The organism is Glaciihabitans sp. GrIS 2.15 (assembly GCF_035984695.1).
Lineage (GTDB): Bacteria > Actinomycetota > Actinomycetes > Actinomycetales > Microbacteriaceae > Lacisediminihabitans.
In genome coordinates this window covers 131,844-152,592 of record NZ_JAXCHU010000006.1, presented here as the reverse complement: position 1 = coordinate 152,592, position 20,749 = coordinate 131,844, and the positions used below count along the sequence as shown (strand labels likewise).

Below are 20,749 nucleotides of genomic sequence, written 5' to 3'. Positions count from 1 at the left end.
TTGAGTTGCCCCACTCCCTGTCTTCCTGTCTTCCTGTCTTCCCGTCCGCCCGTCTTCCCGTCCGCAGCGCGGGAGGGAAATCTGTTGCAGCGGCGAAAATTTCCCTCCTTCCGGTGTTGATTTACGAAAAGTCCCTCCCTCGCGGATGCAAAGTCGCGGCCCGTACGTGACGAGGAGGGCTGTGGGAGCTCGCACGCGCGTTCCCCGCGCCAGCCTCAGAGTGTGCCGTAACAGCGACCCCGGTTTCACCACGCTGACATACATCCGCCGCACCGGGCCAGTGGCGACCCGCTACAGTAGGAGCCACTAGACATCCTTAAATTCCGTCCGGAGAGGCGGGGAAGGAGGTCAGATTGCCCGCACGAACTGTGCTTCAGCAAGCTGATATCACCCGGGCGTTGACTCGGATCTCCCACGAGATCCTCGAGTCCAACCGAGGGCCTGAAAACCTCGTCGTAATGGGCATTCCTACTCGCGGGGTGGTACTCGCAGCTCGCATCGGTGCGATGCTCGCAGATATCTCGGGAACCGTGGTTCCGAGCGGGTCGCTCGACGTCACGATGTATCGCGACGACCTCGGCCGAAATCCCACCCGGGTGCCGTCACCGACCGAGGTTCCGCCCGGCGGCATCGATGGCAAGACTGTCGTGCTCGTCGACGACGTGCTTTATTCGGGCCGCACCATCAGGTCGGCCCTCGATGCGCTCGGTGCGATTGGGCGTCCGAGTATCGTTCGGCTCGCGACGCTCGTCGATCGCGGGCATCGGGAGCTTCCGATTCGGCCTGACTTCGTCGGCAAGAATCTGCCCTCGGCGACGAATGAACGAATCAACGTGCATCTGCTGGAGATCGATGGCGATGAGTTCGTGACGATCGAAGAGACCGAGGGAGGCGAGTGATGCGGCACCTGCTCAGCACTCGCGACCTCTCGCGGGACGAGGCGATCACCATCCTCGATGTGGCAGAGGACATGGCGGATGTCGCGGAGCGTGAGGTGCGCAAGGTCCCCGCCCTGCGTGGCAAGACCGTGGTGAACCTCTTTTTCGAAGACTCCACCCGCACGCGTATCTCGTTCGAAGCGGCCGCGAAGCGATTGAGCGCGGATGTCATCAACTTCAGCGCAAAAGGTTCGAGCGTCTCCAAGGGGGAGAGCCTCAAGGACACCGCACAGACTCTCGCCGCAATCGGAGCCGACGCGGTCGTGATCCGGCACGGGGCATCCGGGGCGCCATATGTGCTCGCGAATTCGGGCTGGATCGATGCCGCCATCGTCAACGCCGGAGACGGCACCCACGAGCATCCGACCCAGGCGCTGCTCGACGCCTTCACGATCCGCCGCCGCCTGCACGGCGCCGATTCTCGCGGACATGATCTTGACGGGGTATCGGTGACGATAGTCGGCGACATTCTGCACTCCCGGGTTGCACGGTCGAATACCTGGCTTCTCAGCACTCTTGGTGCGAGCGTCACCCTCGTGGCCCCGGCGACTCTTCTGCCGATCGGCGTCGAGAACTGGCCGGTCGAAGTGCGCTACGACCTGGACATCGCCCTGGGAGCGAAACCCGATGTCGTGATGATGCTGCGCATTCAGGGCGAGCGGATGCACGCCGCCTTCTTCCCGAGTGCACGGGAGTATTCCCGCATCTGGGGGCTCGACGACGAGCGGCTGGCCGTCCTCGCCGCCGATAGCATTGTGATGCACCCCGGACCGATGAATCGTGGTCTCGAGATCTCGGCGGCGGCTGCCGACTCGCCGCGCTCGACCGTGCGGGAACAGGTTGCCAACGGGGTATCGATTCGGATGGCCGTGTTGTATCTCACGCTGTCCGGCGAGGGAGGAAAGCAATGACCGAGACCATCCTGGTGAGGGCGGTGACTCTCGTGGACGGCACGAGCACCGACATCCTCGTGCGTGACAGTCGCATCGCCGAGCTTGGTCGCGCGATCTTCGCCTCGGCCGATCGTCTCATCGACGGAGCAGGCCTCATCGCCCTTCCCGGCCTCGTCGACCTGCACACCCATCTGCGGGAGCCCGGTTTCGAGCAGAGCGAGACCATATTCAGCGGCTCCCGCGCCGCGGCGATTGGCGGATTTACGGCGGTGCACGCGATGGCGAACACTTCGCCAGTGGCCGACACCGCCGGCGTGGTCGAGCAGGTGATGTCCCTCGGTGACCGGCATGGCTATGTGACGGTGCGCCCGATCGGTGCGGTGACCCGCGGTCTTGAGGGACAGCAACTCAGCGAGATCGGCGCGATGGCGAACAGCCGAGCCCAGGTGCGCGTGTTCTCTGACGATGGCAAGTGTGTCTCCGACGCCCTGCTCATGCGCCGCGCGCTCGAGTACGTGAAGACCTTTGGGGGAGTGATCGCCCAACATGCCCAGGAACCGCGGCTCACCGAGGGCGCCCAGATGAATGAGGGCACGCTTTCGGGCGAGCTGGGCCTCGCCGGTTGGCCCGCGGTCGCCGAGGAGGCGATCATCGCCCGCGATGTACTTCTCGCCCAGCACGTGGGCGCTCGCCTTCACGTCTGCCACCTCTCGACCGCCGGGTCCGTTGAGGTGGTGCGCTGGGCAAAGGCCCGCGGCATCGACGTCACCGCCGAGGTCACCCCGCACCACCTGTTGCTCACCGAACAGTTGGCGGTGGGCTATGACTCGCGGTATAAAGTGAACCCTCCGCTGCGCCGGGATGAGGATGTGCGGGCGGTGCGCGAGGGCCTCGCCGACGGCACGATCGACATCATCGCAACCGACCACGCGCCGCATCCGGTCGAGGCAAAGGACTGCGAGTGGGAGGCCGCCGCATTCGGTATGGTCGGCCTCGAGTCGGCCCTCAGCGTGGTGCAGGCCTCCGTGGTCGACACCGGACTGTTGGACTGGGCGGACATCGCCCGAGTTTTCTCGAAGACCCCGGCGGCGATCGGCCAACTCGCAGGGTATGCGCAGGGTATCGCGGTCGGCGCACCGGCATCCTTCACCCTCTACGACCCGAGCGTGAGCCGCGTATTCGAGGCGACGCAGTTGCGCGGCAAGGGAGTGAACTCGCCCTACCTTTCGACCACGCTTCCGGGACGAATCATGGCGACATTCCATCGCGGCTATGCCACGGTACTCGACGGTGAACTGGTGGATGCCGAGACGGTGGCAGCAGCAGCCCGGGCGCACGATCAGGCGGGAGTCGGCCGTGGATAGAACCACCTCGACGACGATCGTGATCGCCGTCATCCTGCTCGCGCTCGTTGGGATGGTCATCGGCTGGCGTGGGCGCCAGAAACGGCAGGCCCATCTGCCCCGACCGGATGCCGTTCCGGCGGACACCGGGGCGGAACTGTTCAGCGCCGATGCTTTCTACGTCGCCACGACGCTGGCCGACGACGAACTCAACCGAGTCGCGGTGTCGGGGCTCGGCTTCCGTGCGCGCGCCACCGTGACGGTCACGGCTGCGGGAGTCATCCTCTCGCTCGCCGGGACACCCGAGGTCTTCATTGCCCGGGCGGCACTTCGCACGATCGATCGCGCCACCTACACGATCGATCGCGTTGTCGAGAAGGGCGGTCTGGTGAGGCTCGCCTGGGCGCTCGGCGCGACACCCGTCGATAGCTACCTGAGACTCACCGATCCGGCCGATGCTACCGCGCTGATTGACGCGGTGAATCCACTCTTCCCCACTCCCGCTCCCCTGGAAGGCGATGCCACATGAAGCGTTTCGACCCCGCTGTTTTCGTGCTCGAAGACGGCACCCGCTACTCTGGCAACGCCTACGGTGCCCGCGGTACCACTCTCGGTGAGGCCGTCTTCGCCACCGGCATGACCGGCTACCAGGAGACGATCACCGACCCCTCCTACGCCGGCCAGATCGTGCTGATGACGGCGCCGCACATCGGTAACACCGGGGTGAACGACGAGGATCGGGAATCCCGTCGCATCTGGGTGGCCGGGTTCGCGGTGCGCGACCCCTCCCGCATCGTGTCCAACTATCGCGCCGCCGGCAGCCTCGACGATCAACTCGTCTCCGAGGGGATCGTCGGCATCAGCGGGATCGACACTCGGGCCGCGACACTGCACCTGCGCGATTCCGGCGCTATGCGTTCCGGCATCTTCTCCGGACCGGATGCCTCCCTCGATCCCGCCGAACAGCTGGCGATCGTTCGCGGGGGAGCGGAGATGGCGGGGCTCAACCTCTCCGCGCAGGTCTCGGTCACCGAGCGGGTCACGATCCCCGCCGAGGGGCAGCGGATCGGGTCGGTGGCAGTTCTCGACCTCGGCGTGAAGAACGCAACCCTCGGATACCTCTCCGCGCGCGGACTCGAGGTGCACGTTCTTCCCCAGGACGTGACGATCGACGAGCTCCTGGCCCTCGCGCCAAACGCGGTGTTTTATTCCAACGGACCGGGTGACCCCGCGGCATCCGAGACCCATGTCGCGCTGCTTCAGTCCGTGCTGCGCGAGGGACTTCCGTTCTTCGGCATCTGTTTCGGCAATCAGTTGCTCGGCCGCGCCCTCGGGCTCGGTACCTACAAGCTGCCCTTCGGGCACCGCGGCATCAACCAGCCCGTGGTCGATCGTGCCACCGGGCGGGTGGAAATCACCTCCCACAACCACGGATTCGCGGTGGACGCGCCCCTCGACGGGCCATTCGAGTCGCCCGCGGGCTTTGGCCGGGTCGAGGTGAGTCACGTCAATCTCAACGACAACGTCGTGGAGGGGCTCAACGCGCTCGACATCCCCGCCTTCTCGGTGCAGTACCACCCCGAGGCCGCAGCCGGTCCGCACGACGCCAACTACCTCTTCGACCGATTCCGCGACCTGGTCGTCGATCACCTGCACGAGACCTCCACCCCCGCCAGCGACCAGACGGAAAGTAACTAATGCCCAAGCGCGACGACATCAACTCGGTGCTCGTGATCGGCTCCGGCCCGATCGTGATCGGCCAGGCCTGCGAATTCGACTATTCGGGAACCCAGGCCTGCCGTGTGCTCCGTGAGGAGGGAGTTCGGGTCATCCTGATCAACTCCAACCCGGCCACGATCATGACCGACCCGGATTTCGCCGACGCCACCTACATCGAACCCATCACCTGGCAGGTGATCGAGACGATTATTGCGAAGGAGCGCCCGGATGCCATCCTGCCAACCCTCGGCGGACAGACCGCGCTAAACGCGGCCATCGATCTCCACCACCACGGCATCCTGGAGAAATACAACGTCGAGCTGATCGGTGCGAACTTCGAGGCAATCAACCGGGGTGAGGACCGCCAGATTTTCAAGCAGTTGGTTTTGGATGCTGGCGCGGATGTCGCCCGCAGCCACATCGCCCACACGGTCGCTGAAGCGATCGAGTTCGCGAAGGACCTCGGCTATCCGCTGGTGGTGCGCCCCTCGTTCACCATGGGCGGACTCGGGTCCGGTTTCGCCCACACCGAGAAGGAACTCGTGCGCATCGTGGGCGACGGCCTGCATCAAAGCCCAACCACCGAGGTGCTGCTCGAAGAATCAATCCTCGGCTGGAAGGAATACGAGCTCGAGCTGATGCGGGATACGGCGGATAACACGGTGGTCGTCTGCTCCATCGAAAACGTCGACCCGGTTGGCGTGCACACGGGCGACTCGATCACCGTCGCGCCGGCTCTTACGCTCACCGACCGCGAATACCAGAACCTTCGCGACATCGGCATCGACATCATCCGCGCCGTCGGCGTCGATACCGGCGGATGCAACATCCAGTTCGCCATCGACCCTGCCGACGGTCGCGTCATCGTCATCGAGATGAACCCCCGGGTCTCCCGCTCAAGTGCACTCGCGTCAAAGGCCACCGGCTTCCCGATCGCAAAGATCGCTGCGAAACTCGCCATCGGCTACCGACTTGACGAGATCCCCAACGACATCACCAAGGTCACACCGGCCTCGTTCGAGCCGACTCTCGACTACGTGGTCGTGAAGGTGCCCCGGTTCGCCTTCGAAAAGTTCCCGGCCGCCGACCCCATGCTTACCACCACGATGAAGTCGGTCGGTGAGGCCATGGCCATCGGGCGTAACTACTCGACGGCATTGCAGAAGGCGCTGCGCTCACTTGAGAAGCGCGGATCGAGTTTTCACTGGGACGGTGAGCCAGGGGATAAGGACGTTCTTCTCTCGGTCGCGGCGGTACCGACCGACGGCCGGATCGTCACGGTGCAGCAGGCACTGCGGGCCGGAGCGACAATCGAGGAGGTCTTCGACTCCACGAAGATCGACCCGTGGTTCATCGACCAGATCGTACTCATCAACGAGGTTGCCGAGGAGATCGGCTCCTCCCGTCTGCTGGATGCTTGGCTCTTTCGCCTCGCGAAGGACCACGGTTTCAGCGACATCCAGATCGCGGCTCTCCGCGGCCTGACCGAGGACGAGGTGCGCACCATCCGCCATGAGTTCGGGGTGCGTCCGGTATTCAAGACGGTGGACACCTGCGCGGGAGAGTTTCCGGCTCGCACTCCCTATCACTACTCGAGCTATGACCAGGAGACCGAGGTGAGGCCGAGCGATCGCCGCAAGGTTGTGATCCTCGGTTCCGGCCCCAACCGCATTGGCCAGGGCGTCGAGTTCGACTACTCCTGCGTTCACGCCTCCTTCGCCCTGTCGGATGCCGGCTACGAGACGATCATGATCAACTGCAACCCGGAGACGGTGTCGACCGACTACGACACGAGTGACCGGCTCTACTTCGAGCCGCTCACGCTCGAAGATGTGCTCGAGGTGATCCACGCGGAAAGTGCGAGCGGCGAACTCGTCGGCGTGGTCGTACAACTCGGGGGCCAGACCGCTCTCGGTCTCGCCAAGGGGCTCAAGGCGAACGGCGTCACGATTCTCGGCACCACTCCCGAGGCGATCGACCTCGCCGAGGAGCGCGGGCTGTTCCAGGGCATCCTGGATGCTGCGGGTCTGGTTTCCCCTCGAAATGGCACCGCGCACGACTACCGAGGGGCCGTCGCCGTGGCGGAGGAGATCGGATATCCGGTGCTGGTGCGGCCGTCGTACGTGCTCGGAGGTCGCGGCATGGAGATCGTCTACGACAGTCCGTCCCTCGCCGATTACTTCGAACGGGTGGCAGGCCAGGGCATCGTTGGGCCGGATCATCCGCTGCTCGTTGACAGGTTTCTCGACGATGCGGTAGAGATCGACATCGACGCGCTCTACGACGGTCACGAACTCTACGTCGGCGGCGTCATGGAGCACATCGAGGAGGCCGGCATCCACTCCGGCGATTCGAGTTGCACGCTGCCGCCGGTCACGCTCGGGCGCGACCAGATCGAGCGCGTGGTGGAGGCGACACACGCGATCGCCAGGGGCATCGGCGTGCGCGGGCTTATCAACGTGCAGTTCGCCATCGGGGCGGGAGTGCTCTACGTGCTCGAGGCGAATCCGCGCGCGAGTCGCACCGTGCCCTTCGTCGCGAAGGCTCTCGGCCTGCCGATCGCCAAGGCTGCCTCGCTGATCATGGTTGGACAGAGCATCCGCTCTCTCGTGGAATCAGGCATGCTTCCCGCTGCAGACGGATCCGTCGTGCCGATGGACTCGCCGGTCGCCGTGAAGGAGGCCGTGCTGCCGTTCAAGCGTTTCCGCACCACAGAGGGACTCATCGTCGACTCGGTTCTCGGTCCGGAGATGCGCTCCACCGGAGAGGTGATGGGCATCGACTCCAACTTCCCGAAGGCCTTCGCGAAGAGCCAGGAGGCCGCCTACGGTGGGCTCCCGACGAGCGGCAGCGTCTTCGTCTCGGTGGCGGATCGCGACAAGCGCGCGATCATCCTGCCGGTGCTGCGGCTGCAACAGCTCGGCTTCGAGATCCTCGCGACACTCGGCACTGCCGAGATACTCAGCCGCAATGGCATCGCTGCCCGCGTTGTGCGCAAATTCGACCATGGCGATGTGTCGGTGAAGGGAGAGCCTTCGATCGTCGAACTGATCAACCTGTCGCAGGTCGACATCGTGATCAATACCCCGAGTGGACGAAGCGCTCGCGTCGACGGCTATGAGATCCGGGCGGCCGCGGTCGCTGCTGATCTTCCGTTGTTCACCACGATCGCCCAACTCGGCGCGGCGGTCGCATCGATCGAGTCGATTCGCGACGGGTTCGAGGTGAAGTCATTGCAGGATTACGCGAGCGAGCGGGCTGATCGGCTGGCCGCTCTTGTCTAAACGGTCCGCAACATCTTTCGGTGAGCGTCTGGTCGATCAATTCGACATCTTCGGACAGTTGTGTGTTGGGATCGACCCGCACCCCTACCTCCTCGACCGGTGGGGACTTGCGGACGATGCTGCGGGTCTTCGTCAGTTCGGACTGTGCGTCGTCGAGGCTGCTGCCGGCCGTGTCGGAATTATCAAGCCACAGGTGGCATTCTTCGAAAGACACGGATCGGCTGGCTATGCGGCTCTCGAGACAATCCTCGAGTCGGCTCGCCAGGCGGGGTTGATCGTTATCGCCGATGCCAAACGTGGCGACCTTGGGACCAGCGTCGAAGCCTACGGGCAGGCCTGGTTAACGCCAGGCAGCGCACTAGAGGTTGACGCTCTTACGATCAGTGCATACATGGGCCTCGGTTCGATCGAGGCCCCGATGACCCTTGCCGAGCAGACGGGTAAGGGACTGTTCGTACTCGCAGCGACATCGAATCCCGAAGCATTCTCACTGCAGACCGCTCGCATTTCTTCCGGATCGCATGTCGGTCGGACGGTTGCGTCCAGTATCGTCTCAGGGGTGAGTGAGTGGAATGTGTCCCAGGGGTCGGCTGCAGCCGATCGCGAAGTGGGCTCGATCGGCCTGGTGCTCGGCGCAACGGTCGACTTCAGCGCATTCGAGCTTGATCTCGCCGTGATCGCCACTGCGCCGGCCTCACCGGTCCTTGCCCCGGGTTTCGGTCATCAGGGGGCCCGTTTTTCCGAGCTTGCGCATCGCTACGGTGCTGCCGCACCGACCACTATCGTGAGTGCGTCCCGAAGCATCCTCGACGCCGGTCCGGATGGCGTCGCCGACGCGATCCAGACTCAGGCAGCGGAGGTGTTCGCATGCCGCGGGTAGCTCCTCCCGAGGTCGACAGGGTCGCCGCCGCCCACGCAGCCGTCGCCGCCCGGCGGGCGCGGGCATCGGTCAAGCTGGCCGTTCATGACCGAACGCGCAGCGCCGTCGATGTTGTCGAAGCGGCGTGGGCCGATCCTTCGGCCACCGCCGAGGCGAGCCTGCGAGTGCGCGAACTGCTGACGAGCATCCCGACCCTCGGTCCCACTCGCACCTCCAAAGCAATGGAGCAGCTGGGAATCGCGGAATCCAAGCGCGTCGGCGGTCTCGGCGTTCGACAGCGGCAGAAGCTCGTGGACTGGTTGGCTCATCGCGAACATCGCGACACCCGCCACCAGGCTCGGCTCGTGGTGCTCGCCGGACCGACCGCGGTCGGCAAGGGCACGGTATCGGCGTACATCCGCGAAAACTATCCGGATGTTCATCTCTCGGTTTCTGCAACGACCCGCGCCCCGCGCCCCGGTGAGGTGCACGGAGTCAACTATTACTTTGTGAGCGACGCCGACTTTGATCGACTCATCGAGACCGGGCAGATGCTCGAGACCGCGACCGTGCACAATGCTTTCCGCTACGGCACTCCGCGAGCCCCCCTCGATGAGGCACTCGCTGCCGGAAAGAGCGTGCTGCTTGAGATTGATCTGCAGGGAGCGCGGTCGGTGAGAAAGCTCATGCCGGAGGCGGTGCTCGTGTTCCTCCTGCCTCCCACCTGGGAGGAACTGGTGAGGAGGCTCATCGGCCGAGGTACCGAAAATATTGTGGAACAACAGCGCCGACTCGAGACGGCCAAGGTCGAATTGGCCGCCCAGAACGAGTTCGATCACCGCATTGTCAACTCCGACGTGAGCGCCGCCGCCCGTGAAGTCGTAGACTTGATGGCAATCCCCAAAAACAACAGGAGTTTTACGCATGGTTGAACGCGCCAAAGGCATCATCGATCCGCCCATCGACGAATTGCTGTCGAAGGTCGACTCGAAGTACGCTCTGGTGATTTTCGCTTCCAAGCGTGCTCGCCAGATCAATGATTACTACGCCGATCTGCACGAGGGGAGCCTGTTCGACAATGTGGGACCGCTCGTGGACTCCACTATTGACGACAAGCCGCTCTCCGTTGCGATGCATGAGATCAACGAGGACAAGCTGGTCGTCAAGGCGCTCGCCGAGCCGGTCGAGTAACTTCCCTTGGGGCTTCTCGTATGAGCGGCCAGTTGAATATTGTCGTCGGCGTCACCGGCGGCATCGCCGCCTACAAGGCAGTGAATGTGATTCGCGGTCTGGTGCTCGCCGGACACAATGTTCATGTTGTGGCAACAGAGGGCGCGCTTCGCTTCGTCGGCAAGCCGACACTCGAAGCCATCAGTCGAAACATCGTGCACACCGATCTTTACGAGGGTGTTGCTGAGGTTCGGCACGTGGCCATCGGCCAGGCGGCCGACCTGATTGTGATCGCTCCAGCGACCGCGAACACCATTGCAAAGCTGGCTGTTGGCCTCGCCGACGATCTGCTGGGCAACACCGTGCTTGCGAGTCGGGCGCCGGTGGTGATCGCCCCGGCGATGCACACCGAGATGTGGCAGCACCCGGCGACCGTGCACAACATCACTGTGCTCCGCTCCCGCGGAGTCACCGTTGTCGGGCCTGCCGTCGGGCAGCTCACCGGAACAGACTCCGGACCCGGTCGACTCGAGGAGCCGGACGAAATCGTGCGCGCTGCGCTTGCGGTGATTGCGCCCAAGGACCTCGCGGGCCATCGAATCCTGGTCACCGCCGGAGGCACCCGCGAACCGCTCGACCCGGTGCGCTTCCTCGGCAACCGTTCGAGCGGTAAGCAAGGGATAGCATTTGCGCTTGCGGCCGTTGCCCGCGGCGCCGAGGTTACCCTCATCGGTGCCAATCTCGAGGTCGCGGCTCCGGGCTCGATGCGTGTGCGCCATGTCAGCTCAACGCTCGAACTCGCAGCGGCGGTAGAGGATGCCGCCCCCGACGTCGATGTCGTGATCATGGCGGCAGCGGTAGCCGACTATCGCCCCGCGGTGATCGCCGAGTCGAAGATCAAGAAGGAACTCGCTGGCGACCGGTTAACGCTCGAGCTAGTGAAGAACCCCGACATTCTCGCGCGCCTCGCAGAGGCTCGTCGGCCCGGCCAGGTGATTGTTGGGTTCGCCGCCGAAACGGAACAGGATGCGGATGCGCTGCTCGCGCTCGGTCGCACCAAGATCGCTCGAAAAGGATGTGACCTACTTGTCCTCAACAGAGTGGGCTGGACAGAGGGTTTCGGAGCCGATAGCAACAGTGTCATCGTGCTGGATAGGCTCGGAGATATAGTGATGGAGGCATCCGGGAGCAAGCAATCGGTGGCCAACCGCACCCTTGATGCCGTGGCCGCTCGCCTCGCCTGACTTCAGACCACGGTGGTCACTCGGCCCCCGATTCACCTTCACTCTGTTTCACCTTCACGCTGGGAATACCATGAGCGCAGCATCCACCACGCCCCTTCGTCTGTTCACCTCGGAGTCGGTGACCGAGGGTCATCCCGACAAGATCTGCGATCAGATCTCAGACAGCATCCTGGACGCCCTGCTCTCCGTCGATCCCCATAGCCGGGTCGCTGTCGAGACACTGGTCACGACGGGTCTCGTGCATGTGGCCGGGGAGGTCTCGACGTCGGGCTACGTCGATATTCCCCTGATCGTGCGAGATCGCATCTGGAACATCGGGTATAACTCGTCCGACGTCTGGTTCGACGGGCGGTCCTGCGGTGTCTCCGTGTCGATCGGTGGCCAGTCGCCGGATATCGCCCAGGGGGTCAACGACGCCTTTGAGGCCCGTGAGGAGTCGAGTATCGATGATCTCGACCGCCAGGGCGCGGGCGACCAGGGCATCATGTTCGGCTATGCGACCACCGAGACGCCGGAGTACATGCCCGTGCCGATCTGGGTCGCCCATCGACTGGCGGAACGACTCGCTGAGGTTCGCAAATCCGGCATGGTCGATTACCTTCGTCCCGACGGAAAGACCCAGGTGACGGTCGGCTACGACGGGATAGTGCCGCGCACCGTTGATACCGTGGTGCTCTCGACCCAGCACTCGCCTCGCGTGAGCACGGAGATGTTGCGCGCAGAGATCGAGGAGCTCGTGATTCGACCGGTGCTCGACCGTGTCGAACTCGACACTGTCGATCCGCGCGTGCTCATCAACCCGACGGGCCGTTTTGAAATCGGCGGGCCCCAGGGGGACGCCGGGCTCACCGGCCGCAAGATCATCGTCGATACCTACGGGGGAGCGAGCCGCCACGGCGGAGGTGCCTTCAGCGGCAAGGACCCCTCGAAGGTCGATCGCTCGGCCGCCTACGCCATGCGCTGGGTGGCCAAGAACGTCGTCGCGGCTGGCCTTGCTGATCGCCTCGAGGTTCAGGTGGCCTATGCCATCGGCAAGGCGGCTCCGGTAGGACTCTACGTCGAGTCCTTCGGCACGGCCCATGTCGACGAGGCCTCCATCATTGAGGCGATCCGCGAGGTGTTCGATCTTCGCCCCGCTGCGATCATCCGCGATCTCGACCTCCTGCGGCCGATCTATGCCGCAACATCCACCTATGGTCATTTTGGGCGCGAGCTGCCCGAGTTCACCTGGGAGAAGCTCGACCGGGTAGACGCCCTCCGCAGCCAGGCCGGACTGTAGATCCGGGTACCGCCCTCACCATGAACGACGGTTCGGGCGTGACGACGCCGAGGATTGCGCGGGTGCTCATTGACTCGCCGCTGCCACAACTCGACCGTCTGTTCGACTACAGCATCCCCGCAGCCATGGCGGAAGAAGCGTTGCCGGGCGTGCGAGTGCGGGTACCCCTTCGGTCGATTGGTCGCGTCGCCGACGGCTTTATCGTGGGGGTGGTCGGTCAGGGTGACTACGTCGGCACGCTGAGCGAGCTCGAAGCGGTGGTCTCTGCCGCCCGGGTACTCGCGCCAGAGGTCTGGACGCTGTCCCGACGTCTCGCCGACCGCGCCGCGGGCAGCGCGAGCGATATCGTGAGGCTTGCCGTGCCCAAGCGGCAGGTGCGCGTGGAAAAGGCTTGGCTGCTGGAGGCCGCAGCCGAGACATCCGGCCCCGTCACACCGATTCTGCTGACCGGATTCGATACCGATCGAATCGATCTCGCCCTGGCGACCGGCGGACGCCTCGCGGTGGATGCCGTGCCTCGCGTGGTCGAAGTCCGCTCGAGCGCGGATGCCCCATCAGAGTGGGTGGGACACTGGGCGGCCACCATGGCCGCGACCGCCACCCGCGCTCTGGCCGCGGGAGGGTCGGCGATTCTCGCCGTACCGGACTATCGGGACCAGGAGCAGCTGGTGGCTGCTCTGCGAGCTGTGTTGCCGGCGGATCGGATCGTTCATCTCGACGCGCGCCAGTCCAATCCCGATCGCTATCGGGCGCTGCTGGCCTGTCTCGGCGACACCCCGCTCGCGATCGTCGGAAATCGTTCGGTGCTCTACGCACCGGCGGTGACGCTCGGACTTATCGCGGTGTGGGACGAGGGCGATCCGCTTCACAACGAACCGCTGAGCCCCTACGTGCACGCCAGGGACATCGCACTGGTGCGCCAGGAACTGCAGGGCTGTGCGCTGCTCTTTCTCTCGCATGCGCGAAGCACCGAGGTGGAGAGGCTCGTCGAGGTCGGCTGGCTCGACGAACTCGCCGCCACGCGTCCCTTCGCTCCGAAGGTGCTTCCGACCGCCCAACAGCAGTCCCAGGATCGCCTTGCCGCCCAGGCCCGCATCCCCTCATCCGCCTGGCGAGAGGCCCGCTCGGCACTCGAACACGGTCCCGTTCTGGTGCAGGTGGCGCGGCCTGGCTACGCGCCGCGGCTGGCCTGCGCGAGCTGCGGCAACACGGCACGCTGCCAACGCTGTGAGGGGCCTCTGCGGCTGAAGACCGCGCGATCCACTCCCTCCTGTGCCTGGTGCGGCAAGCTGGCCACCGACTGGAGTTGCTCGAACTGCGCGGGCACCGGGCTCCGGCTGGTCGGCCAGGGCACCGGGCGCACCGCCGAGGATCTCGGCCGGGCATTCCCGGGCGTTCGGATCATCATCGCCGACGGTGACCGGCCCATCCTCACTGTCGACGCCGAGCCCGCCCTGGTCATCGCCACGCGCGGGGCCGAACCGATCGCTGCCGGGGGCTACCGGGCGGTGCTGCTCCTCGACGGGGAGCGGATGATTGCAAGGGAAAGCCTTCGTGTGGGAGAGGACTGCCTTCGCTGGTGGTCGAACGCGATCGCCCTTGCGGCTCCGGGGGCGACGACCGTACTGGTCGGAGTGGGGGGCGCCCTGGCATCCGCTCTCGCCACCTGGCGTCGTTCGGACTACCTGCGCGCTGAACTGAGTGACCGGCGCACGCTGCGCTTCCCGCCCGCGGTGCGCGTCGCCACTGTCACCGGGACGCCGGAGACCGTGCAGGCCGCGGTCGACATTGTGCGGGCCATCGACCGAGTCGATGTTCTCGGCCCGGTGGAGACCGCGGATGGGGCTGTTCGGGCGATCGTACGATTTGACTATGGGGAGGGTGCTGCCGTGGCGTCCGGACTGCGCGCCGAGGTGATCCGGGCCGCAACGAGCCGGCGGAAGCAGGCCGGCGGCGCAAACGGGCGGGTCCCGCTGCCTACACTGAGAGTGCGTTTCGACGACGCGCTGTCCTTTGACAGCGCCGAGTAACGCGTCAACCCCCAACGAACGAGTGCTTCTATGTCCGACCTGGTTATCGTCTTCGCGGGAAGCCCGGCCGCCGCGGTGCCGAGCCTCGAGGCGCTCGCGGCGAGTCGTCATGACGTCGCTGCGGTGCTCACGCGCGAGGATTCACCGCAGGGGCGTCGGCGCGAGCTCACCCCGACCGCGGTTGCCGCCTCCGCGACAGAACTCGGGCTTCCGATCATCCGGGCAAATCGTCTGGCCGGAGCAGCGACTGAGGCGGTCACGGCGCTTCGCCCCGACCTCGGGGTGATCGTGGCGTACGGCGGGCTCGTGCGCGAGCCGTTGCTCACCGTTCCGCGTCTCGGCTGGATCAACCTGCATTTCTCGTTGCTGCCACGCTGGCGTGGCGCAGCTCCCGTGCAGCGCGCGATCATCGCGGGGGACGAGGTGAGCGGAGCATCCGTCTTCCAGCTGGTTGCGGAGCTCGACGCTGGCGACGTGTACGGGCAGTTCACCCAGGCGATCGGTGCCAACGAGACGGCGGGACACCTGCTCGAGTCGCTGTCGGTCGGCGGCGCCGAATTGCTGGTGCGGGTCGTGAATTCCCTCGCCGATGGTGTCGCGCGTGCCGAGCCCCAGGTTGGAGACGTGACTCTCGCCCCGAAGCTGGATCTTCCGGACGCACGACTGGACTTTGGCCAACATGCGTCCACCGTGCTCGACCGCGTGCGCGGGGTCACCCCCGAGCCCGGGGCCTTCACCGTGGTAGACGAGATGCGGATCAAGATCCTTGAGGCCGTGATTGCGCGCGACGAACTGCGGCTGGCCACCGGGCAACTCGAACTCCGGGACGGCAGGGTAGTGGTGGGAACCGCGAGCGATCCGATTGAACTGGTGTCGGTGCAGCCGGCCGGAAAGAAGGCGATGAGAGCCGCAGACTGGTGGCGCGGTCGCCCGTCCGACGCCGGAACGCTGGCGAGATGAGCGACCGGCGACCGACTCGCGGCCCTCGCGCTGCTGCGCCGATCTCTCGAGTTCAGCCGGCCCGTCGCATCGCACTTGAGGTGATCATGGCGGTGCGGGAGACGGATGCCTACGCCAACCTCCTGCTGCCGGTGAAGCTGGAGCGGGCTCGGCTGAACCCCCAGGATGCCGCCCTCGCGACGGAGTTGACCTACGGCACGCTGCGCCAGCAGGGCTACTACGACGCGGTGATCGAACTCGCGGCCGGGCGATCGACCGACGAGATCGACTCCCCGATCCTCGACGTGCTTCGGCTCGGAACCCACCAGCTGCTTTCGATGCGGGTGGCGCAGCACGCGGCCGTCGATGAGGCGGTATCCCTTGCAAAAGAGGTAGGGTCCCGCTCGGCGACCGGATTCGTCAATGGGGTACTGCGAACCATCACGCGCAGCGAGCCGTCAGCCTGGCACGACCGGGTAATGGCGAAGCCGCGCAGCGACGACGAGCGCCTCTCGCTTGAGCACTCGCATCCACTCTGGATCGTGCGCGCCTTCCGCCAGGCACTGGCCGCAGAAGGTCGCGAAGAGGAGTTGGAAGACCTGCTGATCGCCGACAACTTCGCCCCGCGGGTGAGTCTTGTCGCGCTGCCAGGGCTCGCGACCATCTCGGAGATCCGGGGCACCCAGAAGGCGAAATATTCCCCGTACGCCGCGCTGAGCGACGGGGGAGACCCGGCGCTCTGGCCCGCCGTGCACGAGGGTCGTGCCCGGGTGCAGGACGAGGGATCGCAACTCGCCGCGCTCGCGCTCAGTCGCGCCCGGCCCGTAGTGGCGGGGGAGCGCTGGCTTGACCTGTGTGCCGGCCCCGGCGGGAAGGCTGCGCTACTCGCCGCCGAGGCGCGAGAGAGCGGAGCGATTCTCGTCGCCAACGAGATCACTCCCGCGCGTGCCGAACTGGTGCGAAGAGCGCTGGCCGTGTTCCCCGATCCGCCCCAGGTGCTCGTACAGGATGGCACCCTCTTCGGCGAGCGGATGCCGCAGCAGTTCGACCGCATCCTCCTGGACGCACCCTGCACGGGTCTCGGGGCGCTCCGCCGCCGACCGGAGGCGCGCTGGCGCAAGCAGCCGAGCGACGTCGCCGAGCTCAGCGGGTTGCAGATCGCGCTCCTCGAGTCGGGGCTCGCGGCGCTGAAGCCCGGCGGAGTCCTTGCGTATGTCACCTGTTCGCCGCATCTGGCCGAGACGAAGGTCATCGTGGAGACGGTGCTGAGGCGCACCGAGGGCGTATCCCGTGTCGACACTGCCGCGGTTCTTGCCGGGGTTACCAAGCGCGAACTTGAGCTGGGGGAGTCCTCTGGCGACGGTCATGTTCAGCTGTGGCCCCACCGTCACGGCACCGACGCCATGTTTATCTGCCTGCTGGAGAAGTCCCTCTAGGCTGGCGCACGTGACCGTACGCATCAGCCCGAGCATCCTCACCGCCGATTTCGCCAATCTCGAGCACGAACTTGCTCGCATCGCGACCGCAGACCTGGTGCATGTCGACGTGATGGACAACCATTTCGTGCCGAACCTCACGTTCGGCCAGCGCATGGTGGAGTCGCTGCAGCGCGTCTCGCCGCTGCCGCTGGACATCCACCTGATGATCGACGATCCCGACCGCTGGGCGCCGGGCTACGCCGAGGCCGGAGCCTTTTCGGTCACCTTTCACGCCGAGGCGGTGGCCGATGCCGCGGCTCTCGCACGCCGCCTGCGAGACATCGGCGCCCGAGCCGGCATCGCGGTGAAGCCTGGCACCCCGATCGAGCCATACCTTGAACTGTTGCCGGAGTTCGACCAGGTGTTGGTGATGACGGTGGAGCCCGGCTTTGGCGGGCAGTCGTTCATCGACTCGACCATGCCAAAACTGGTGGCACTTCGCGCGGCGGTTGCGGCATCCGGGCTCGACATCTGGCTTCAGGTGGATGGCGGAATCACGGAGAGCACCATTGCGATCGCGGCCGATGCCGGTGCCGATACCTTCGTCGCGGGCTCGAGCGTTTTCAATGCGGGGGAGCCAGCGGAGCAGATCGCGCGGCTGCGGGCGGCAGCGGCAGCTCACGCTCACTGGCCCGTAGCACCTGCCGACTCTGCTTGAATTGGATCATGACTGAGTTCAACAAGACCAAGCCAGAGATCGAGTTCTACGAGGGCGACGCGCCCGTCGAGTTGGTGTCCATCGACATCGAACTTGGGAGCGGGGAAGAAGCCAAGGCCGGCGATAAGGTCGACGTGCACTATCTCGGCGTCGACTTCGAATCCGGCGAGGAGTTCGACTCCTCCTGGGGCCGTGGCCAGTCGGTGAACTTCCCCCTGCGCTCCCTGATCGCGGGCTGGCAGGAGGGCATCCCTGGCATGAAAATCGGCGGACGCCGCCAGCTCATCGTGCCGCCGGCCCTCGCCTACGGTGTCGCCGGCTCTGGGCACCAACTCTCCGGCCGCACCCTGATCTTCGTGATCGACCTGCTCGGCGTCAGCTGACCCAAGCTGAATCGCTCCCCGGCGTGCCGCGGTGCCGGATGCCGCGGGCTCTCGCGGCGGGGGATACGCGGTCTCGCGGCGGGGGATACGCAGTCTCGCGGCGCCATAAAGTTGCCCCGGCGGGGGATAAACCAACTCGCGGCGCCAGAAAGTCATCCCGGCGGGGGTTACGACTCCCGCCGCGAAGTGTTCTCTCCTCCGCGACCGAGCCGAGCGTCTCGCCCGTGACCACGCCCGGGCTCGTGCCCGCGGCCACGCCGCCCACCACCCACCTTCCGTTTTTGCGACCACCTCGGTGTTTACACACGGAGGTGGTCGCAAAAAGGGGAGATGGACTGCCGGGGGCCGGATCGGTGCCGGATGCCCGGCCGGGGTCACACCCAGGGAAGAGTGAGCGTATCGACGACCTCGCCCGCGCGCACTCCCTGCGGCGGAACGACCAGCACGCCCGCCGAATCTGCAAGCCCTCGCATCATGCCGGAGCCGAGCCAGGGAGTGGCCACCGCCTGCTGCTGCTGCAGGCGGAACGGCACGAGGATGCTGGTGCCGGCCCGGCCCTCGAGTGCCGCTGCGGAGGCGACGCGCCCAACCTCGGAGATCTGCCCTTGGAAGGCGGCCAGAAGCGGCATGCCGATTGTGAGCAGACCCATCATTGCGGCGAGCGGATTGCCCGGCAACCCGAGAAGCAACCGGCCGTCGGGCAGCCGGGCGAGCATGGTCGGTCCGCCGGGACGCATCGCGATCCGGGAGACCAGAAATTCGGCGCCAAGAGCGTGCAGCGCCGGCCGCAGGTGGTCTACCGCTGAGGAGCCGGTACCGCCGGTGGTGACGATCACCTCTGCCAAGCCCGGGGAGTCCCGCAGGGCCGCGACCGTGGCGTCGAATTCGTCGGGGATGCGACGCCGCGAGACGACCTCTGCTCCGAGCATCCGGAGCACGGTTGGAAGTTGGGGGCCGAAACTGTCCCGCACCCGTCCCGGCGAGGGAATTCCTCTCTCGTCGACTTCATCGCCCGTGAGAAGAACGCTCACCCGGGGGCGGCGGATCACCCCAATGGCATCGTGCCCACAGCCGGCGGCGAGGGCGACGTGTGCCGGGTTGAGGAGCGTTGTTGCGCTCACGACGAGTTCTCCCAAGCGCGCTTCCCCTCCGGCGGCACGGAGGTGCTGCCCGGGATGCGGTTCGCCGGTCGCGGAGACCGACTCGAGCCGCCCGGCGCGCACAGTGCCGCTCTCGCTGCGCAGGACCGCGTCTGTGCCGACCGGGATCACTCCTCCGGTCACGATGACGGCGGCCAATCCGGGTCCGAGAACCGGCCCGTCGACGAGCTGCCAGGGGCCCGCACCGGTGACCGCCCAGCCGTCCATTGCCGAGGAGGCGTAGTGCGGAACATCCGTCAGCGCTCGCAGGCCATGGGACAGAACACGACCGATACTCTCGTCGAGGGCGACAGTCTCTGTACCGAGGGCGGATGCTGCGGCCTCGGCGACGGCGCGCGCATCGTGCCACTCGAGCGAGTCAGTGCGACGAGCAGGGGTCACCGTTCGATGGATTTCGCGAGAGCCATCGTGGTCTTCGCAGCACTGGTGAACCCCGCGTTCCCTCCCCCGGAGGAAGCGGCGGCGACCCCGGCCGCATAGCCCACGAGATAGGTGGTCACGGGCGCCGCGGGGCGCATAATCGCGTGAGCGGCGGTGCCGGCGAGAGCAAGCACAGCGTCGATGTCGACCTCCACCCCCTCGATGCCGAGCGCCGCGCTGAGGCGATCGCTCCAGTCCGTGAGGGCGGCCAGTGTGGCGGTCTCGTCCTGGTCGCTCATGGGTAATCCTTTCGTGGGGAGCGCGGGCTCCGGTGCGGTCAGGGAGGGTGGCGATATTCCGAATCCAGCGGCATCCGTCCAGGTGTCGATGTCGTCGGTCGACCCGGGTGGTACGGGTACGTCGGCGAGGTCGAGAGGAGAAAGCAGCGCCCTCACGGACAGGTTCTGGATGTCAGACCCGCGCTCGCGCACCGCACAGGCGAGCGCCTCGGTGCGATACACCCCGAGCAGGGGCTGACGACGGCCCTCGGAGTCCACCGCGATGACGCCGTGCGGCCCATCGGTCGGTCGGGCGAGAAGTGTGCGCACCGCGGCGGCGCTGTGCGGGACATCGCACGCGAGCACAAGCACGAAATCAGCGGGTGGATTCGCGCTGAGGGCCTCGAGGCCCGCGGCGATGGCGGCGGCTGGACCTCCGAACGCCGGACTTTCCCTGGCTACTAACACTCCGGGGGGGACCGCAGGCGAAGGGCCGACCACAACGATGTCTCGGGAGTCGGCTGCCGCATCTATCGCGAGGGACAGTAATGATCGCCCCCCGACTACGAGTTCGGCCTTCGACGCGCCGTCGAGACGGGATGCTCGCCCCCCGGCGAGCACGATGGCGTCGAAGATCATGGGTCCAACTTTAGGTCTCGCGGTCCGGTCGCTGGGAAGCGAGTCGCAGGGAGGGTGCCGAGAGTCTGCCGATTCGCCGGGGGTGTCGTTGTTTA

18 protein-coding genes are annotated in these 20,749 nt (G+C 65.9%); 16 read left to right on the top strand and 2 right to left on the bottom strand.

The genetic code is table 11. The features are described from left to right. The first annotated feature begins 353 nt into the window (after nucleotides 1-353). The 16 genes from pyrR (at nucleotide 354) to RCH11_RS10375 (ending at nucleotide 18,217) form a co-directional block, all read left to right on the top strand. Nucleotides 354-899 carry a bifunctional pyr operon transcriptional regulator/uracil phosphoribosyltransferase PyrR gene (gene pyrR, locus RCH11_RS10450; RefSeq protein ID WP_327056939.1) on the top strand — a complete coding sequence of 182 codons (546 nt, stop codon included), beginning with the start codon at nucleotides 354-356 and terminating at the stop codon, nucleotides 897-899. Continuing rightward, nucleotides 899-1,849 carry an aspartate carbamoyltransferase catalytic subunit gene (locus RCH11_RS10445; protein ID WP_327056938.1) on the top strand — a complete coding sequence of 317 codons (951 nt, stop codon included), beginning with the start codon at nucleotides 899-901 and terminating at the stop codon, nucleotides 1,847-1,849. Before pyrR ends, RCH11_RS10445 begins: the two co-directional genes overlap by 1 nt. Further along, nucleotides 1,846-3,195 carry a dihydroorotase gene (locus RCH11_RS10440; protein WP_327056937.1) on the top strand — a complete coding sequence of 450 codons (1,350 nt, stop codon included), beginning with the start codon at nucleotides 1,846-1,848 and terminating at the stop codon, nucleotides 3,193-3,195. The genes RCH11_RS10445 and RCH11_RS10440 overlap by 4 nt, the downstream gene beginning before the upstream one ends. After that, the gene (locus RCH11_RS10435) at nucleotides 3,188-3,703 is read left to right on the top strand and encodes a PH-like domain-containing protein (RefSeq protein WP_327056936.1); all 516 of its coding nucleotides are present in this window, start codon (nucleotides 3,188-3,190) and stop codon (nucleotides 3,701-3,703) included. Before RCH11_RS10440 ends, RCH11_RS10435 begins: the two co-directional genes overlap by 8 nt. Next, complete coding sequence (carA, locus tag RCH11_RS10430; RefSeq protein ID WP_327056935.1) at nucleotides 3,700-4,872, top strand: glutamine-hydrolyzing carbamoyl-phosphate synthase small subunit; 1,173 nt, start codon at nucleotides 3,700-3,702, stop codon at nucleotides 4,870-4,872. The genes RCH11_RS10435 and carA overlap by 4 nt, the downstream gene beginning before the upstream one ends. Next, on the top strand, nucleotides 4,872-8,177 hold the full coding sequence (gene carB / locus RCH11_RS10425; RefSeq protein ID WP_327056934.1) for a carbamoyl-phosphate synthase large subunit: 3,306 nt from the start codon (nucleotides 4,872-4,874) through the stop codon (nucleotides 8,175-8,177). The genes carA and carB overlap by 1 nt, the downstream gene beginning before the upstream one ends. Then, nucleotides 8,170-9,057 (top strand): orotidine-5'-phosphate decarboxylase, encoded by an 888-nt coding sequence (pyrF, locus tag RCH11_RS10420; protein WP_327056933.1) that lies wholly within the window; start codon nucleotides 8,170-8,172, stop codon nucleotides 9,055-9,057. The genes carB and pyrF overlap by 8 nt, the downstream gene beginning before the upstream one ends. Further along, nucleotides 9,045-9,968, top strand: coding sequence for a guanylate kinase (gene gmk, locus RCH11_RS10415; RefSeq protein WP_327056932.1), 924 nt, complete (start codon nucleotides 9,045-9,047; stop codon nucleotides 9,966-9,968). Before pyrF ends, gmk begins: the two co-directional genes overlap by 13 nt. After that, complete coding sequence (gene rpoZ / locus RCH11_RS10410) at nucleotides 9,961-10,227, top strand: DNA-directed RNA polymerase subunit omega (RefSeq protein WP_185200659.1); 267 nt, start codon at nucleotides 9,961-9,963, stop codon at nucleotides 10,225-10,227. The genes gmk and rpoZ overlap by 8 nt, the downstream gene beginning before the upstream one ends. A gap of 20 nt (nucleotides 10,228-10,247) precedes the next feature. Beyond that, a complete protein-coding gene (gene coaBC / locus RCH11_RS10405; RefSeq protein ID WP_327056931.1) occupies nucleotides 10,248-11,450 on the top strand; it encodes a bifunctional phosphopantothenoylcysteine decarboxylase/phosphopantothenate--cysteine ligase CoaBC in 1,203 nt (400 codons plus the stop codon). A 70-nt stretch (nucleotides 11,451-11,520) separates the two neighbouring features. Continuing rightward, entirely contained in the window at nucleotides 11,521-12,729 is a 1,209-nt protein-coding gene (metK, locus tag RCH11_RS10400; protein ID WP_327056930.1) for a methionine adenosyltransferase, read from the top strand. Between the two features lie 20 nt (nucleotides 12,730-12,749). Further along, the gene (locus tag RCH11_RS10395) at nucleotides 12,750-14,759 is read left to right on the top strand and encodes a primosomal protein N' (protein WP_442789035.1); all 2,010 of its coding nucleotides are present in this window, start codon (nucleotides 12,750-12,752) and stop codon (nucleotides 14,757-14,759) included. A 39-nt stretch (nucleotides 14,760-14,798) separates the two neighbouring features. Continuing rightward, nucleotides 14,799-15,719 carry a methionyl-tRNA formyltransferase gene (gene fmt, locus RCH11_RS10390; protein WP_327057039.1) on the top strand — a complete coding sequence of 307 codons (921 nt, stop codon included), beginning with the start codon at nucleotides 14,799-14,801 and terminating at the stop codon, nucleotides 15,717-15,719. Continuing rightward, nucleotides 15,716-17,134 (top strand): RsmB/NOP family class I SAM-dependent RNA methyltransferase, encoded by a 1,419-nt coding sequence (locus RCH11_RS10385; protein WP_327056928.1) that lies wholly within the window; start codon nucleotides 15,716-15,718, stop codon nucleotides 17,132-17,134. Before fmt ends, RCH11_RS10385 begins: the two co-directional genes overlap by 4 nt. Nucleotides 17,135-17,144: 10 nt before the next feature. Further along, on the top strand, nucleotides 17,145-17,834 hold the full coding sequence (gene rpe, locus RCH11_RS10380; RefSeq protein WP_327056927.1) for a ribulose-phosphate 3-epimerase: 690 nt from the start codon (nucleotides 17,145-17,147) through the stop codon (nucleotides 17,832-17,834). Between the two features lie 8 nt (nucleotides 17,835-17,842). Then, complete coding sequence (locus RCH11_RS10375) at nucleotides 17,843-18,217, top strand: FKBP-type peptidyl-prolyl cis-trans isomerase (protein WP_327056926.1); 375 nt, start codon at nucleotides 17,843-17,845, stop codon at nucleotides 18,215-18,217. Nucleotides 18,218-18,591: 374 nt separating this feature from the next. On the opposite strand, the gene RCH11_RS10370 is transcribed toward RCH11_RS10375, so the two are convergent. Next, complete coding sequence (locus tag RCH11_RS10370; RefSeq protein WP_327056925.1) at nucleotides 18,592-19,758, bottom strand: molybdopterin molybdotransferase MoeA; 1,167 nt, start codon at nucleotides 19,756-19,758, stop codon at nucleotides 18,592-18,594. Continuing rightward, nucleotides 19,755-20,654: an NTP transferase domain-containing protein gene (locus RCH11_RS10365; protein WP_327056924.1), complete on the bottom strand. Its 900-nt coding sequence runs from the start codon at nucleotides 20,652-20,654 to the stop codon at nucleotides 19,755-19,757. Before RCH11_RS10365 ends, RCH11_RS10370 begins: the two co-directional genes overlap by 4 nt. Nucleotides 20,655-20,749: the final 95 nt, after the last annotated feature.

Coding starts and splice junctions, on each gene's coding strand:
- RCH11_RS10395 (WP_442789035.1), top strand. CDS start 12,750: ATGAACGACGGTTCGGGCGTGACGACGCCGAGGATTGCGCGGGTGCTC.
- RCH11_RS10375 (WP_327056926.1), top strand. CDS start 17,843: ATGACTGAGTTCAACAAGACCAAGCCAGAGATCGAGTTCTACGAGGGC.
- RCH11_RS10440 (WP_327056937.1), top strand. CDS start 1,846: ATGACCGAGACCATCCTGGTGAGGGCGGTGACTCTCGTGGACGGCACG.
- RCH11_RS10385 (WP_327056928.1), top strand. CDS start 15,716: ATGAGCGACCGGCGACCGACTCGCGGCCCTCGCGCTGCTGCGCCGATC.
- carA (WP_327056935.1), top strand. CDS start 3,700: ATGAAGCGTTTCGACCCCGCTGTTTTCGTGCTCGAAGACGGCACCCGC.
- RCH11_RS10445 (WP_327056938.1), top strand. CDS start 899: ATGCGGCACCTGCTCAGCACTCGCGACCTCTCGCGGGACGAGGCGATC.
- gmk (WP_327056932.1), top strand. CDS start 9,045: ATGCCGCGGGTAGCTCCTCCCGAGGTCGACAGGGTCGCCGCCGCCCAC.
- rpoZ (WP_185200659.1), top strand. CDS start 9,961: ATGGTTGAACGCGCCAAAGGCATCATCGATCCGCCCATCGACGAATTG.
- metK (WP_327056930.1), top strand. CDS start 11,521: ATGAGCGCAGCATCCACCACGCCCCTTCGTCTGTTCACCTCGGAGTCG.
- RCH11_RS10365 (WP_327056924.1), bottom strand. CDS start 20,654: ATGATCTTCGACGCCATCGTGCTCGCCGGGGGGCGAGCATCCCGTCTC.
- coaBC (WP_327056931.1), top strand. CDS start 10,248: ATGAGCGGCCAGTTGAATATTGTCGTCGGCGTCACCGGCGGCATCGCC.
- carB (WP_327056934.1), top strand. CDS start 4,872: ATGCCCAAGCGCGACGACATCAACTCGGTGCTCGTGATCGGCTCCGGC.